This is a genomic window from Halomicrobium sp. HArcht1-1, from assembly GCF_058933285.1.
In genome coordinates this window covers 1228987-1244455 of the sequence record NZ_JBZYDL010000001.1, presented here as the reverse complement: position 1 = coordinate 1244455, position 15469 = coordinate 1228987, and the positions used below count along the sequence as shown (strand labels likewise).

The following is a 15469-nucleotide window of genomic DNA, read 5'->3' as shown; positions in this document are numbered from 1 at the left end:
TTCAGCGGTCGGTGTGGGGCACGCGGAGCGTCACCGTCGTCCCAGCAGTGTTCTCGAAGGTCACGGTGCCGCCGTAGGACTCGATCAGCCACGTGATGAGCCACAGGCCCAGCCCGGTACCGTGTGTCAGTTGCGTGATCTCTGCGTCGCCAGTGACGACGGCGAGTTCGTCCGCTGGAATGCCGCTGCCGTCGTCCTCGATCCGGATACAGACGCTCTCGGCGTCGGCCGTCACGTCGACGGAGACGGTCGGTGCCTCGTTGTGTTCCAGGGCGTTCTGGACGGTCTCGTACAGCGCCGTTCGGAGTCGCGGGTCCGCGATGGGTGGAACGGGATCGCAGTCGGTCCGGAGCGTCGCCTCGGGGTGCTCGGTCGCGAGTTCGTCGACGACACTCTCGACGATGTCTGGTACCGAGACGGAGTCCGTCGTCGCGGGATCCCGGCGGACGGCCGCCTCGATTTCGCGGGCGCGGTCCGACAGCGAGACGACGCCCTCGGCCTTTCGGAGGAGTCGTTTGAGGAGGGTGCGGTGCTCCTCGTCGTCGGCGCGGCCGACCAGTTCCTCGGCCGTCCCGAGAATGACGGTCATGTCGTTGCGGAGGTTGTGGCGCAACACGCGATTCAGGACTTCGAGCCGCCGCTGGCGCTCGCGCTGCTCTGTGATGTCGGTGTAGATACCGAAGGCGAACTGCCGGCCGTCGCCCCGCTGATAGGGGACCGCTCGGAAGAGAAAGTCTCGGAACCCGTCGGCCGTCCAGCGTCTGAGTTCGCCCTGGGCGGACTCGCCGTCGACGACCGCAGACAGCGAGGGATCGGTCGACTCGGAGTCGTCCGGCCCCCGCAGCAGGGAACCGAGCGTCCGACCCGACAGCGACGAGTCGCCGAGATCGAACGTCTCGGCGAACGCGGGATTGGCCGATCGAACGACCGGCTCGCCGTCGATCAGCTCCGCCTCCACGACCGGGTCCGGCAGCGCGTCGAAGAGGTAAGAAAAGCGAGTCTGTTCCTGGTGGAGCCGTTCGCGGGTCTGCTGGAGTTCCGTCCGGTCGCGGACGACGCCGACGGTTCCCTGGAACGCACCCTCACCGGAGATGAGCGAGATTTCGATCTCGACCGGTCGGTCGTTGCCGTCTGCCGTCGACAGCTCGGTCTGTACGTCTGCGTGGTCGGCGTCTCCACGGCGGAGCGATCCGATCTCGGCTTCGAACCGGCCGACCGTCGCGTCGTCGAGGACGATCTCCGGGCGCGCCCCGAGGAGTTCGGACCGGTCGAAGCCGAGGTACGTCGCCAGCGGCTGTGTGACCAGCTGGAATCGGCCTTCGTCGTCGAGGACGTACAGCATGTCGTTGACGTTCTCGACGGCCGTTTCGTAGCGTAACAGCTCCTGTTCGCGATCGACGCGCTCGAACGCCGCCGCGGCGTTCGAAGCGAGAATCTCGGCGATCGATCGGTCGCTGTCGTCGAAGGCGCGTGGCTCGGTGCTGGCGACCGTACAGACCCCGTACTCACCGAGTGGGAGGTAGATCGCCGACGCCGCAGGTCCGTTGTCGTAGCCAGCGCGGTCGTTCAGGTCGTCGACGACGAGCGTCTCTCCGGTCGTGAAGGCCTCACCGGGATACCCCTCGTCGCTGTCCCGGATCGGCCGATCGATCTCGGTGGCACCGTCACCCCCCGTGGCCATCGGAACGAGCGTGTCCTCGACGGGGTCGTGCAGTCGGACCAGATTGAGTTCGAATCCCAGCGTCTCGCTCGCGGCACCGGCGACGATCTCTGCGACCTCCGTCGGTGTCTGGGCGGCCATCAGCGATCGAGTGGTCTCTAACAGCCCCTCCAGAGCCTCGTCGCGTGTTCGCTGTGCGGTTACGTCACGGATCACGCCGGCAGTCCCGGCGAACGCGCCGTCGTCGCGCAGAATCGTCATGTGATCCTGTGCGGGAAAGGCGGTCCCATCGGCGCGCTGGATGGAAAGCTCGAACGTCTCCTCGTCGGCCCGGACCCCGCGGAGCATCTCCACGAGGATCGACTGGGCGCGGTCGACGGTCGCGTCGTCCTTGATCAGGCCCGTATGCGAGCCAAGTAGCGTCTCGCGGTCGTAGCCCGTGAGATCCGTCATCGCGTCGTTGACCAGCGTAAAGCGGCCCTCGTCGTCGAGCGTGTAGACGCCGTCGTCGACCGCCTCGATGATGTCGGCGTATCGCTGGAGATCCGTCTCTCGCTGGTGGCGCTCGATCTCGTTGCCGACCCACTCGACGAGCAGGTTGACGAGGCGTTTCTCGGCGTCGGTAAACGACCGATCTCTGGGATCCATCGCGGCGAAACACAGCGTACCGTAGGTCTCGCCGTCGACGACGACGGTCCCACCGAGGTAACAGGAGACGCCGAAGCTCTCGAAGGCCAGGTCGTCGTCCCAGCCCTCGCGCTCGGCGTCGGCGATCGTCAGCAGACCGTCCTGCTGGGTCGTCCGCCGACAGTACGTCTCCGACAGGGGAACGGACATCCCCGCCCTGACCAGCTCCGAGCGACCGGCCGTCACCTCGATCCGCTGGGTCGAGCCGTCGATCCGGGTGAAGTACCCGAAGGGAAGCCCGAGACGCTGGCGGCCGATCTCCAGAGCCCGGCGGATCCGTTCTGTCTGCGTGAGGTCGTTTCGCGACGCCAGCGTCGCGAGCGACTCCAGTGCCTCGTTGGTCGCCGTCAACGCGTGCTGGCGTTGCTCGCGTTCCGAGATAGCGGCGCTGGCAGCCGCCGACTCTCCCGTTGGCTCGGGCGCGGAAGCATCGCCGGCTGCGCGATCGGCGACAACGGCTCGCACCCGGTCGGCGACCCGAACCGCACCGTCTCGGGGGACGTACTCGGTTACGCCGTGCCGCGTGGCGGCGGCCGCGACGGCCCCGTCGGCGACCGCAGTAGAGAGGACGATCGGCAGCGAGGGAGCCCGCTCGCGCAGCGCCGTCAGCGCGTCGATCCCGTTTTCGTCACCGAGGGCCGCCTCGACGACGGCACAGTCCAGACTCGCCGTTTCGAAGTCAGCACCGTCGATCTCGTGGACGACGGTGACTGCGAAGTCGTCACCGAGTTCGGGGCCGGACCAGCCGGCGGGTCTGACGTGGAGGACGCGAAGAGCGGACATCGAACGGCGTCAGATAACGCGTGGAGGGAGATATATCAACCGGTCAACGCCAGACCGGAACGAAGCGAGGATCGAGGCGTTCACGCGCCCTCGAAGGTCGGTTCGAAGCCGTCGACCGGCGTCACCGAGTAGTCGATGGTCAGCGTGTCCTTGGTCGCGCGGATCTTGCCCACGAACGCAGAGATCTCGTCGAGTTGCCCCTCCAGAACGAACAGTTCCATACAGAAGGCGTCGCCGACGTGGCTGTGGAAGTTCGAGGCGACCAGCCCCTCGTGTTCGTGGCGCAGGTGCATCATCCGCTCTTCGACGCTCGTGGTCTCGTAGTTGAACAGGACGGTGACGACGCCGAGCAGTTCGCGATCTTCGAGTTTGCGATCCTCGAACTCCCCGAGGAGGTTCCGGGCTGCCTCGCGGAACACCTCGCTCCGGCCGGTGTAACCGTGGTCTTCGGAGAACTCGTCGATCCGTTCGAGCAGTTCGTCGGGCATCGAGACGCTAACGACGGCCATGTTGTTAACTCAGCGTCAGTAAAATAATAAGGATTCCGTATTTCCGGCGACTATTCGTCCAGCGATTGCCAACTGAGGCGCGGCTCGCGAGCGGCGCGAACCTGGTCGATCCGGCGGGCCGCGGTCGACTCCGGAGCGCTCGCGAGCGTCTCGTCGCTCTCCCCGGCGACGGCGTCGAACGCCTCGGCCAGCTGGTCGAGCGTCCGTCGAGACTCGGCCTCGGTCGGTTCGGTCATCAGCGCCTCGGGCACGATCTCGGGCCACTTCGTCGTCGGCGGATGGACCCCGTAGTCGAGCATCCGCTTTGCCACGTCCGCGGCGTCCTGTTCGCCCGCGCTGGCGACGAACTCGTGGTGGAAGGGACCGAAGGGGATCTCGTAGTCGATCTGCTCGGCGAGGTAGTTCGCGTTGAGGACGGCCTTCGCGCTGGCGTCGGCGAGCCCCGCGTCGCCCAGCCGGGCGATGTACGCGTAGGCCTTCAACAGGACCGGCCAGTTGCCGTAGAAGCCGTGGACCTTACCGATCGAGTGGTCGGGATCGACGTACTCGTAGCCCCCGCCGGATGCCGCGACCCGCGGAGCGGGGAGGAACGGCGCGAGATCGTCGGTGACGCCGATCGGCCCCGCGCCCGGTCCACCGCCGCCGTGGGGCGTCGCGAACGTCTTGTGGACGTTGTAGTGCATCACGTCGAAGCCCATGTCGCCTGGCCGGGCGCGGCCCAGCAGCGCGTTGAGGTTCGCACCGTCGTAGTACAGCAGGCCGCCAGCGTCGTGGACGATCTCGGCGATCGCCTCGATGTCGCGCTCGAACAGGCCCAGCGTGTTCGGGTTCGTCAGCATCAGCGCCGCGGTCTCCTCGCCGACGGCCGCTGCCAGCGCGTCGAGATCGACGCGGCCGTCGTCGTCGCCGGCCAGCGAGACCACGTCGTAGCCCGCCATCGCCGCGCTGGCGAAGTTGGTGCCGTGGGCCGACTCGGGGATCAGGACCTCACTGCGGTCCTCGCCGTTGTGCTCGTGGTAGGCCTTCGCGACGAGGATCCCCGCGAACTCGCCGGCCGCACCGGCGGGGGGCTGGAGCGAGACGGCGTCCATCCCGCCGATCCGCTCGAGATAGTCCTGCAGCCGGTACAGCAGTTCCAGCGTTCCCTGCGTCGTCTCCGTCGGCTGGTCCGGGTGGACGGCGGCGTCGGGGCTGGCGGCCAGATCCTCGGTGAACGAGGGGTTGTACTTCATCGTACACGAGCCCAGCGGGAAGGGGCCGCTCTCGACGCCGTAGTTCGTCTGTGAGAGGCGCGTGTAGTGGCGGGCCAGCTCGGGTTCGCTCACGTCGGGCAGCGTCAGGGAGTCGCGGGTCAGATCGTCGGGCAAGGGTCCGTCCTCGGTCGAGACCGTTTCGCTGGACTTCTCCGAGAGCAGCGGTTCGTACCGGTCGTCGTCGTCCGTCCAGCGGGCCTGTGAGTAGTTCATCGGGCCACCTCCGCGAGGGTGTCGACGAAGTCGTCGACGGCGCGTTCGGTCGTCTCGGTCGCACAGATCTGTATCTCGTGGTCGCCGACCGCGTGGACCGCGTACCCCTCGTCCGCGAGGTCGGCGCGGATCGCCTCGGCGGGCTGGTCGGTGTGGGCCACGAACTCGCGGAAGTGGTGGCGGTCGTGGACCGGCGCTCGCACGCCGCTGATCCCGTCGATCCGCGCCGCGAGATCGCGAGCGCGGGTGACACAGGACTCCGCGAGGTCGAGCAGGCCGTCGGGGCCGAGCCAGGCAGCGTGCATCGCCGCTCGCAGCGCGACCCAGGCCTGGTTCGTACAGATGTTCGACGTGGCTCGCTCGCGGCGAATGTGCTGTTCGCGCGTCTGGAGCGTGAGCGTGTAGGCCCGCCGGCCGCTGTCGTCTTCGGCCGCGCCGACGAGGCGTCCCGGGACCTGCCGGAGGAACTCCTCACGCGTGACGAACAGCCCGAGTCCGAACCCGTAGGCCGTGCCGGTCCCCAGCGAACTCGCGTCGCCGACGACCACGTCCGCGCCGACGCTTGCCGGCGTTTCGAGCAGCGCCATCGCCACCGGGTCCGTCCCGAGACAGAACAGCGCGTCGTGGTCGTCGGCGGCGTCGCCGACGGCGGCCAGCCCTTCCTCGATAGTGCCCCGGACCGTCGGGTTCTCGGCGTAGACCATCGCCACGTCGTCGTCGAGTGCCTCCCGCAGGGCGTCGAGATCGACGTTCCCGTCCGTCGTCGGGTACGTCTCGACGGTCAGCCCCGGCCCCGCGGCGTAGTTGTCCAGAACGTCGCGCTTGCCCGCTCGCAGCAGGTCCGGCACGAGTACCCGGTCACCGGAGATGCTCCGGAGCCGCTGAGAGAGTGTCGCGGCCTCCCCCAGCGCCGTCGCGGCGTCGTACATCGAGCAGTTCGCGACGCCCAGGCCCGTCAGCTCGACCAGCATCGACTGATACTCGAACAGCGCCTGCAAGAACCCCTGTGCGATCTCTGGCTGGTACTGGGTGTAGGAGGTCAGAAACTCCGAGCGGCCCGCCAGGTCGTCGACGACGCTGGGGACGTAGTGGTCGTAGTGACCTCGGCCCAAAAACGCCGTCAGGTCGTCGTTGCGCCCGAGGATCCCCTCGACGTGCGAGCGCGTCTCCCGCTCGGAGCGTTCCGGAATGTCGAAGTCCGCGTCGAAGGCAACGGACTCGGGGATGTCGAACAGTGCGGCCTCGCTGTCGACGCCGACGGCGTCGAGCATCGCCGCCGTCGTCGTCGCCGTGTGCGGTGCGTACGGTGTCCCGCGAGAATCGTCTTCGCTCATGATGTAGGTCGTCCCCGTAGGGACGTGATAGGCGAGGCTTACGGCTGGGCCTACATTAGTGTGCGCGTTCCAGAGCAGTCGCGGCGACCGAAACGCCTACCGGCGTTCTCTCGGAACGGAGCGCCATGCGTGTCCCCCGTCGCGAACTCCTCCTGAGCGGCGCAGCATTGCTCGCCGGCTGCTCGGCGCTGGGCGGCGATCAGACGCCGACGCCCACACCGCCGGACGGCGACGACGACGGCGTTCCCGACCGCGCCGACGACTACCCCGACGACCCTCGTCGAGCGTTCACGTCGAGCAGCAGTGAGGGTATCGTCGAACTTGCGCCGGGCGAGTTCAGCGCCCACCAGTTACAGAACGACGACGCGGCCGGTGGCTCCTATCTGAGCTACGAGGTGTCGGTCGTCAACGACGCGACCGTCGACGTGCTGGTGTTCGAGCGCGCGGCCTACGACGCCTACCAGAGCGGGGCCCGAGACGTGTCGGTCGTCGACGAGTACACCCGTCAGAACGTCAGTGAGACGGCGCTGGTCGAACGACTGGACGACCGGGCGCTGCTCCTGGCGCTGGACAACACCGACCAGCAGACACCGGCGACCGACGACCCGATCGAAGTCGAGTTCGAGCTGGCCATCGCCGAGCCACCGGGAGCGCCGGCCGAGACGACGACCACGGACTGAGACGGCCGGCGGTTCGAGCCGGTCAGGCGATCTGGTCGCGGTACTCGTCGGGCGAGAGCAGGTCGTCCAGCTCGGACTCGTCGGCCAGTTCGAGTTCCAGCAGCCAGCCGTCGCCGTAGGGGTCGTCGTTGACCAGTTCGGGCTCGTCGAACAGGGCGTCGTTGACCGCGGTGACGGTCCCGGAGACGGGCGCGTAGATGTCCGAGACCGCCTTGATCGATTCGACGACGCCGAACTCCTCGCCGGCAGTCAGTTTCTCGCCCTCGTCGGGCAGTTCGACGAAGACCACGTCGCCGAGTTCGTCCTGCGCGAAGTCAGAGATGCCGATCGTCGCGTCGTCTGCCTGTCGCACCCACTCGTGGGAGTCGAGGTACCGACAGTCGTCGGGAACGTCGAAGCTCATCTATCGAGGAATGGCGTGGTCCTGATACGTGCCTTCTTCGGTTCGCCCCGAACGACGACTCGGACCATCCGTCCGGGTTCGATCTCGTCGGCGTCGAGATACGCGAGCGCGATCGGTTCGCCCAGCGTCGGGCTCATCGTCCCGCTGGTGACCGTGCCGAGGTGGTCGCCGTCCGGCGTCGTCACGTCGTAGCCCGCACGCGGAACGCCGCGGTCGATCAGCGACAGGCCGGTCAGCTTCTCCGCGGGACCCTCCACGTCGACGCCTTCCAGCGCGTCGCGACCCACGAACTCGGTGTCGAGGTCGACGACGAAGCCGATCCCTGCCTCGTAGGGGTTGCGGGGGTCGTCGTCGGGATCGAAGTCCTGCCCGGAGAGGAGAAAGCCCATCTCCAGTCTGAGCGTGTCCCGCGCGCCCAGTCCGCAGGGCTGGCACGCGAGTGCCTCCCAGACGGTACCGGTCTCGTCCCACGGCACGACGAGTTCGTAGCCCGCCTCGCCGGTGTATCCGGTCGTCGCGACGAGCGTCTCGACGCCCGCGACGGTGGCCGTGGCGATTTCGAAGCGGCCCAGCTCGTCCAGCGACAGCGTCGTCTCGTCTGCGAGCAGCGACGGTGCGTCGGGTCCCTGGAGCGCGATCAGGCCGTACTCGGTCGTCCGATTGTCGACGCTGGCGTCGAGACCGTGTTCGGCCGCGTGCTCGCGCCACCGCGTCGCCATCTGCTCGTCGTGGCCGGCGTTGGGGATGAACAGGTACGCGCCCTCGACGGCCTCTGGCAGCCGGTAGACGACGGTGTCGTCGAGCATCACCCCGTCCTCGCGGGTGATCGCCGCGTAGTGTGCCTGTCCGGGCCGGAGGTCGGTCGCGTCGTTCGTCGTGAGCCGCTGCATCAGCCCCGTCGCGTCGGGCCCCGAGACGACGATCTCGCCCATGTGAGACACGTCGAACTTGCCGGCCGTCTCGCGGACGGCGGCGTGTTCGGTCCGGATCGAGTCGAACTCGACGGGCATCTCCCAGCCGCCGAAGTCAGTGAAACTCGCCTCGGCCGCGGCGTGAACGTCGTCAAGAGGGGGTGCTCGTAGACCCATGTCGCTGCTCTCGCCCGGCGCGGGCTTATCGTTTGGTCTTTCGTGCGTTCGCTCAGCAGTGTATAAACCATATTCCGCGATATAGAATGATGCCGCGCGCTCCGAGCGATGCCGTCCCGCGCTATGCCTTCGATCCGTCCACCGGTCCGGCGAACGTCCCGTAGAGGAACTTGAAGTACCACAGCACGAGCACCAACACCGGCAGCCCGAGAACGGTCGTGAGGTTGAGCGCGAGCGGAGAGACGACGGCGGCGTCGACTGTCAGCCCGCTGGCCGGATGCAGTCTCGGATAGAGCACCACTGCGACGAGGCCGACGAGTGCGAACGAGAGTCCGAACGTCGTCCCGAACCAGAGGCGGTGCCTGTCGAGTCGGGCGGCGGCGAGACCCGCCCCGGCGAACGAGACGGTGGCGAGGACAGCGCCGAGCGCCGGGGCCGAGAGCAACAGCGCCCGGACGTTCGACGGGTTCGTGAGAGCGACGACCGCCAGCAGGACGACGACGACGACGAGGTAGACGACCGTCGCCGTGGTTCCGTAGCGAACCATCGCGTCGGCCAGCGAGCCGCTCGTCTTCGCGGCGACGAAGGCCGCGCCGCTGGTGACACAGAGCGCGACCAGGCCGACGCCCGTCAGCAGACTCGGAACGCTCAGCGTCGGCGTCCCGAACGCCCAGCTCCCGACGAGGACGCCGAGCAGCAGCGGCGTCACCGTGCTGCCGAACACGAACAGCCGGTCACAGCGCCGTCGCCAGTCGGGATCTTCACGCTGTTCGCGCAGTTCCGGCGCGACGCCGCGGACGAGCAGTCCCATCACGATCGCGATCGAGAGCAGGTAGTGTCCGCTCAGCAGCCGCGCGTAGATCGGCGGGAAGGCCGCGAGCAGCGTCGTCCCGAAGGCGACCAGCCACACCTCGTTGGCGTCCCAGACCGGACCGAACGCAGAGAGGAGCGTCTCTCGCTCGTGCTCGTCGCGAGTCGCGTACAGCATCCCGATGCCGAAGTCCAGGCCGTCGAGAGCGACGTACATCGCCAGCGAGAACACGACGACGCCGAACCAGATCGTCGGCAAGGAGTCGACGAGATACCGGTCGACGGGCAGCAGCTCAGTCATCGCCGCTCACCCACGGGAGGCGTGGCCGGCTGGTGTCGTCGACCGTACTGACGCCCATGCGTTCGAGTTCGCCCTCGATCAGCCACTTGAGGACGGCACCGAAGGCGGCGAGCAAGGCGAGATACAGCACGACGAACGCCACCAGCGTCCCGGTGGCCTCGGTGGCGGTGAGGCTCCGCGAGACCGCGTCGCTGGTCTTGAGGACGCCCTGAACGACCCACGGCTGACGGCCGATCTCGGTGACGTACCACCCGGTCAGCAGCGCCACGTAGCCCAGTGGGCTCGACAGCATCATCGCCCGTAAGTACCGGCCGGAGTCGGCAAGGCGGCCCTTGCGGAGTCGGTTACCGCCCCACAGCGCCAGCCCGACGAACAGGAAGCCGAGTCCGACCATCAGCCGGAACGACCAGAACACGAGCGCGACGGGAGGGTTCTCGTCGTACTCGTGTAACCCGACGACTTCGGCCGAGAAGTCACCCCCGCTGGCGAGGAACGATCCGAGCCCGGGGAGACTGATCGTAAAGAGGTTGTCCGTCCGGGGGTCGGTCAGCGCGTCGAGACTCCGCGGAATCGCGATCAGGTGGAGGTCCGCCTGCCCGGTCTCGTAGTGAGCTTCCATCGCCGCGAACTTCTGGGGCTGGGTGTCGGCCACGTGTCGCCCGTACGCGTCCCCGTGAAGCGCCTGCAGCGGAGCAGTGATCAACAGGACGACGACGGCCATGCGGAGGGCCGTGTTCCAGGCCACGGAGTCGCGATTCCGCCAGACGAAGTACGCGGCGATCCCGGCGACGACCAGCGTCACGGCGATCACCGACGCGTTCATCATGTGAACGTACATCCAGGGCATCCGCGGCGTGAAAAACGCGGCAACGGGATCGGTGAGTCTGGCGATCTCGACGCCGTTTCGCTCGACGAGTTCGAACCCACGCGGTGTCTGCATCCAGGCGTTGACGACGAGAATCCAGAAGCCCGAGAGCCACGCGCCGACGCCGGTCAGTATCGACGAGAGGACGTACGTCCGGTCTGAGACCCGTTCACGGCCGAACAGGAGAATCCCGAGGAAGACGGCTTCGAGGAAGAACGCCATCTTCGCTTCGAACGCCAGCGGGCCGCCGATCAGTTCGCCACTGACCGCCGCGAAGCGCGGGAAGTTCGTCCCGAACTGGAAGCTCATCGGGATCCCCGTCACGGTGCCCATCACGAAGCCGACGGCGAACACGTTGATCCAGAACGATCGGAGCCGCGTGTACGCCGGGTCGTCGCTTCGAACGTCCTTCCAGGTGAAATAGACGATGTACGGGGCGAGCCCGATCGAGAGCGCCGCAAAGAGGATGTGGACGGTGATCGTCCACCCGAACTGGAGCCGGCTGGCGAACTCCGGAGACAGCAGGATATTGTTTTCTGCGAGCAATACTGTGCCGTCGATCAGGGCTCCTGTGGCGGACACTGTGATCTCCTCGCTCAGCGCTGTACTACTGCCGTCCTACACATAGCGGTTTCATCGGTTTTCACGAACTGGAAATCGTCTCCGCAGATAGTTGTGGTACAACCGTCGAAATTCCCGGAGCAGTTTCTCCGTCGATCGCGGGACGACGACGCCCCCGGCCGACACTGGAGGGGAGAGCACAGCAACTCGAACCGTGTAAACTAAGCACTGACTGGTGAAACGAATGTGCAATGAACGCACGGACCGACGGGCGGTCACGTCACTGGCTGGCGGCCGGAGCGATCGTCGCAGCCGTCGCGACGGCCGGGAGCCTCTGGTTCAGCCTCGGGCTCGGGCTGGTGCCGTGCGAGCTGTGCTGGTACCAGCGCATTCTCATGTATCCGCTGGTAGTCGTCCTCGGCGTCGCCGCGATCGAGGACCGACCGGGGGTGTGGCGGACCGCACTCCCGCTGTCGATGCTGGGGGGCGGCGTCGCCGCGTACCACTCGTACGTGCAGGCGACAGTGGACAGCTGCACGCTGAACGGCCCGTGTGCAGCAGTCCAGTGGCAGTCGCCGCTGCTCGGGCTGACGATTCCGAACCTCGCGCTGGTGGGGTTCGCGCTCGTGACCCTGACCGTCGTCGCCGCCACGCGGTGATCGGCGGCTATCGCTCGATGTCGGCCGACAGCCGCAGGTCACGCGAGGAGCGCCCGACCGCGACGGTGAAGCGGCCGTCGTCGATCGTCCAGCCGTCCGCGACGTCGTAGCGACCGAGCGCGCGGTCGTCGAGGGTCAACTCGACCGTCACCGTCTCGCCCGCCTCGATCGCGACGGCCTCGAACGCGGCCAGCTCGCGGGGCGGGCGTTCGAGGTCGTCGGGCGCGTCCGGCGCGTCGACGTAGGCCTGGACGACTTCGTGGCCGGCTCGCTCGCTCTCGTTCGAGACCGTAACGGAGACCGTCTCCCCGTCGACGGCGAGGTCCTCGTACGCGAAGGAGGCGTAGGAGTGGCCGTGGCCGAAGGGATACGTCGGTTCGGCGTCGGTCGCGTCGAAGTGACGGTAGCCCACGAGCAGTCCCTCGGAGTACTCGGCCACGTCGTCGACACCGGGGAACTGTTCGGCCGTGTCGGCCGGATAGGCGTCTTCCGGGGCGAACGTGACGGGGAGGCGACCGCCGGGGTCGGCGTCGCCGTAGAGGACGGCGGCGATCGACTCGCCGTGGGACTGACCGGGGTACCACTGGGAGACGACGGCGGCGACGTCCTCGCGCCAGGGGAGCTCGACGGGACCGCTGGTGTTCAGAACGACGACCGTGTGGTCGTTGGCCGCGGCCACGCGCTCGACGAGCTCGTCCTGCTCGCCGGGGAGCGCGATAGTGTCGCGGTCCGCGGCCTCCGTCGCCGCGTCACGGACGAACACGACGGCGGCGTCGGCCTCGCTCGCGGCGGCGACCGCCGCGTCGATATCGGGATCGGGTTCCTCGTCGGCCTCGCTCGCGGCGTCGTCGCCCCCGAGCATGCCGTCGAACATCGACACCGACTCGACCGGGGCGAGACCGCGTGCGACGGCCACATCGCCGTCGGCCCGCGCCGTGATGCCCTCGACTGGGCTCGTCTCGTCGAAGGGGGTCGTCTCGGAGGAGCCCCCGCCGCCGAGGATCGCCTCGTCGACGTTCGGACCGACGACCGCGACGCTCGCGTCGTCGTCCAGCGGGAGCGCGTCCTCGTTTTTCAGCAGGACCGTGCCCCGCGTGGCGATGGTACGGGCCAGATCGCGGTGTTCGGGTTCGTCGGCGAGTTCGTCGTCGGTCCCGGAGTCCCGGCGGTCGTCGAGCAGTCCCGCCCACTCGATCGCGCTCAGGACGCGAGCGACCATGTCGTCGAGGCGCGCCTCGGGCACGTCTCCGGCGGCGACGGCGTCGAGGAGATCGTCGGCGAAGTGCCCGCCCGCGCCGATGTCGGGCATCCCCTCGGCGATCTCCGGGTCCATCTCGTCGGCCACGGCCGACGGGTCCATCCCCATCGAAGCGAACTGCTCTTCGAGAGAGACGCCGGGCATCTCCACGTCGAGCCCACCGTTGGCGGCGCGCTGGGCCGACTCGGTGCCGAACCAGTCGGAGACGACGAACCCCTCGAAGCCCCACTCACCCTTGAGAACGTCACCGAGGAGATGGCGCTGTTCGCTCATGTACGTGCCGTTGACCCGGTTGTAGGCGGTCATCAGCGAGCGCGCACCGGCGTCGACGGCGTCGTGGAAGCCGGGGAGGTAGAGCTCTCGGTGCACGCGCTCGTCGACCGCGGCGCTGACGGACGCTCGGCGCGTCTCCTGGTTGTTGGCGACGTAGTGTTTCGGCGTCGCCACGACGCCGGCCGACTGGATCCCCGCGACGGCGGCACCCGCGAACGCGCCCGTCAGGATCGGGTCTTCGCTGTAGTACTCGAAAGTGCGCCCGCAGTGGGGGACCCGAATCAGGTTCAGTCCCGGCCCGAGCAACACGTCCTGGTCTCGCGCTTTGGCCTCCGCGCCCATCGCCTCGCCCTGGCGTCGTGCGAGCGCGGGATCGAACGTCGACGCCAGCGCGAGCGAGGCCGGGAACGCCGTCGCCGGCTCCTCCGTTCTGACGCCGAGGGGGCCGTCGGCCAGGCGCAGTTCCGGCACGTCGAGTCGCTCGACACCGGGCAGGTACCCCGTCGCGTTGCCCTCGGGATCGACGGCTCCCCGGACGAGCGCGAGTTTCTCTTCGGCGGTGAGATCGTCGACGAGTGTCGCGACCCGATCGGTCGGTTCGATGCCGTGGGTGACCGACTGCTCGCTGTCGCTCATATCTGACTGACCATTCAGTCAGCTTCGGCTTAAGCGTTCGGTTCCGGCCGGCCACGACAGGTGGTTGCCGGTTCCCGCACGTTTAGGCCCGAGAGTGCGAACGGGGAGCCATGACGGCGGACGCCAGCGACGACGCGAGCGTACTGGCCCCCTTCCGGCAGTTTTTCGCACTCGAACGAGACGTACTCGTCCTCTCGCTGGCGATGTTCGCCTTCAGCCTCGCCTTCCAGATGACGAGCCGATACGTCCCGGAGTACCTGAACGTACTGGGCGCGAGCGCCGGGGTGATCGGTCTCTACGGGAGCGTGGGCAACCTCGTCAGTGCGGTCTACCCCTATCCGGGCGGTGCCCTCTCGGACCGGATCGGCTCGCGGCTGGCACTGACGCTGTTTGGAACGGTCGCGACGGCCGGCTTCCTGCTGTGGTACCTCGCCTCGTTCGTCCCGACGATCTCGGTGCCGGTCGTCGAGTTCGCCCTGCCGGTCGCGGGCACGGTGGCGGTCGGTGGGGCCGTCGAACCGTGGGTCTGGCTGTTCGTCGGGCTCTTTTTCACGCAGGCCTGGAAGTCGTTCGGACTGGGCGCGACCTTCGCCGTCGTCAAGCAAAGCGTCGCGCAGGACCGCCTCGCGATGGGGTTCGCCAGCACCGAGGTGTTCCGCCGGATCGGCTTCCTGCTGGGGCCGCTGCTCGCGGCCGGCCTGCTCGCCGTCGCGGCCGACTTCGTCACCGGCTTCCAGTGGATCCTGCTCGTCGCCGTCGCCTTCGGCGCGGTGGCGACGGTGACCCAGCACGTCCGCTACGACGCCAGCGACGATACGATCGGCGAGTCCTTCGAAGGCATCTCCGGCGTCGTCGCCGACCTCCGAGCGATGCCCGCGACGTTGCGGCCGCTGCTGGTCGCCGACACGCTCGTGCGCTTCGCCAACGGGATGGTGTACGTCCTCTTCGTCATCGTCGTCACCGACTTCCTCGCGGTCGGTTTCGACATCGCCGGCCGCTCGCTGCGGCCGGACGCCTTCTTCGGGCTCTTGCTGGGCGTCGAGATGGTGGTCGCGCTGCTGTCGATGGTCCCCGTCTCGAAGCTCGCCGAACGGACCGGGCTGAAGCCGGTCGTCGCCGTCGGCTTCACCGTCTACGCCCTCTTCCCGCTCCTGTTGATCTTCGCGCCGGCCGACCAGTGGGTGCTGGTCCTGCTGTTTGCCTTCTCCGGGCTGCGGTTCGCTGGCCTGCCCGCACACAAGGCGCTGATCGTCGGCCCAGCAGATCGGGACGCCGGCGGACGCGTCACCGGGACCTACTACCTCCTGCGCAACGCGCTCGTGATCCCGAGCGCCGCGCTGGGCGGGTGGCTCTACGGGAGCGACTGGACGCTGACGACCGGCGTCGGAACGATCGCCGCCGGCCCGAAGCTGGCGTTTGCCGTCGCCTCGGCGATCGGCGTCGTCGGCGTCGTCGTCTTTCTCGCGTTCGGCCGCGAGTTCGAGGCCTACGCGTAG

At 68.0% G+C, this 15469-nt stretch carries 12 protein-coding genes; 3 read left to right on the top strand and 9 right to left on the bottom strand.

The genetic code is table 11. From position 1 onward, the window contains the following. Position 1: 1 nt before the first annotated feature. The 4 genes from AC5FRZ_RS06610 to gcvPA all read right to left on the bottom strand — a co-directional run bounded on the left by AC5FRZ_RS06610 (position 2) and on the right by gcvPA (position 6439). Complete coding sequence (locus tag AC5FRZ_RS06610) at positions 2-3130, bottom strand: PAS domain S-box protein (protein WP_493564206.1); 3129 nt, start codon at positions 3128-3130, stop codon at positions 2-4. Between the two features lie 80 nt (positions 3131-3210). Continuing rightward, positions 3211-3639 carry a CopG family ribbon-helix-helix protein gene (locus AC5FRZ_RS06605; protein ID WP_015762852.1) on the bottom strand — a complete coding sequence of 143 codons (429 nt, stop codon included), beginning with the start codon at positions 3637-3639 and terminating at the stop codon, positions 3211-3213. A gap of 50 nt (positions 3640-3689) precedes the next feature. Then, entirely contained in the window at positions 3690-5105 is a 1416-nt protein-coding gene (gcvPB, locus tag AC5FRZ_RS06600) for an aminomethyl-transferring glycine dehydrogenase subunit GcvPB (protein WP_493564205.1), read from the bottom strand. Next, a complete protein-coding gene (gene gcvPA, locus AC5FRZ_RS06595; protein WP_493564204.1) occupies positions 5102-6439 on the bottom strand; it encodes an aminomethyl-transferring glycine dehydrogenase subunit GcvPA in 1338 nt (445 codons plus the stop codon). The genes gcvPB and gcvPA overlap by 4 nt, the downstream gene beginning before the upstream one ends. Positions 6440-6564: 125 nt before the next feature. On the opposite strand from gcvPA, the gene AC5FRZ_RS06590 reads away from it, so the two are divergent. Then, the gene (locus AC5FRZ_RS06590) at positions 6565-7119 is read left to right on the top strand and encodes a hypothetical protein (protein WP_493564203.1); all 555 of its coding nucleotides are present in this window, start codon (positions 6565-6567) and stop codon (positions 7117-7119) included. 22 nt (positions 7120-7141) lie between these two features. On the opposite strand, the gene gcvH is transcribed toward AC5FRZ_RS06590, so the two are convergent. The 4 genes from gcvH to AC5FRZ_RS06570 form a co-directional block, all read right to left on the bottom strand. Then, the gene (gene gcvH / locus AC5FRZ_RS06585) at positions 7142-7522 is read right to left on the bottom strand and encodes a glycine cleavage system protein GcvH (protein WP_372479241.1); all 381 of its coding nucleotides are present in this window, start codon (positions 7520-7522) and stop codon (positions 7142-7144) included. Beyond that, the gene (gene gcvT, locus AC5FRZ_RS06580; RefSeq protein ID WP_170093921.1) at positions 7519-8610 is read right to left on the bottom strand and encodes a glycine cleavage system aminomethyltransferase GcvT; all 1092 of its coding nucleotides are present in this window, start codon (positions 8608-8610) and stop codon (positions 7519-7521) included. Before gcvT ends, gcvH begins: the two co-directional genes overlap by 4 nt. Before the next feature lie 121 nt (positions 8611-8731). Beyond that, entirely contained in the window at positions 8732-9721 is a 990-nt protein-coding gene (locus AC5FRZ_RS06575) for a cytochrome d ubiquinol oxidase subunit II (RefSeq protein WP_493564202.1), read from the bottom strand. After that, positions 9714-11168, bottom strand: coding sequence for a cytochrome ubiquinol oxidase subunit I (locus AC5FRZ_RS06570; protein ID WP_493564201.1), 1455 nt, complete (start codon positions 11166-11168; stop codon positions 9714-9716). The genes AC5FRZ_RS06575 and AC5FRZ_RS06570 overlap by 8 nt, the downstream gene beginning before the upstream one ends. A gap of 230 nt (positions 11169-11398) precedes the next feature. Between AC5FRZ_RS06570 and AC5FRZ_RS06565 the strand changes: the two genes are divergently transcribed. Beyond that, entirely contained in the window at positions 11399-11806 is a 408-nt protein-coding gene (locus tag AC5FRZ_RS06565; protein ID WP_372479244.1) for a disulfide bond formation protein B, read from the top strand. A 7-nt stretch (positions 11807-11813) separates the two neighbouring features. On the opposite strand, the gene AC5FRZ_RS06560 is transcribed toward AC5FRZ_RS06565, so the two are convergent. After that, complete coding sequence (locus AC5FRZ_RS06560) at positions 11814-13973, bottom strand: beta-glucosidase (RefSeq protein WP_493564200.1); 2160 nt, start codon at positions 13971-13973, stop codon at positions 11814-11816. A 110-nt stretch (positions 13974-14083) separates the two neighbouring features. Here AC5FRZ_RS06560 and AC5FRZ_RS06555 point away from each other — a divergent pair, with 110 nt between their 5' ends. Next, a complete protein-coding gene (locus AC5FRZ_RS06555) occupies positions 14084-15469 on the top strand; it encodes an MFS transporter (protein WP_493564199.1) in 1386 nt (461 codons plus the stop codon).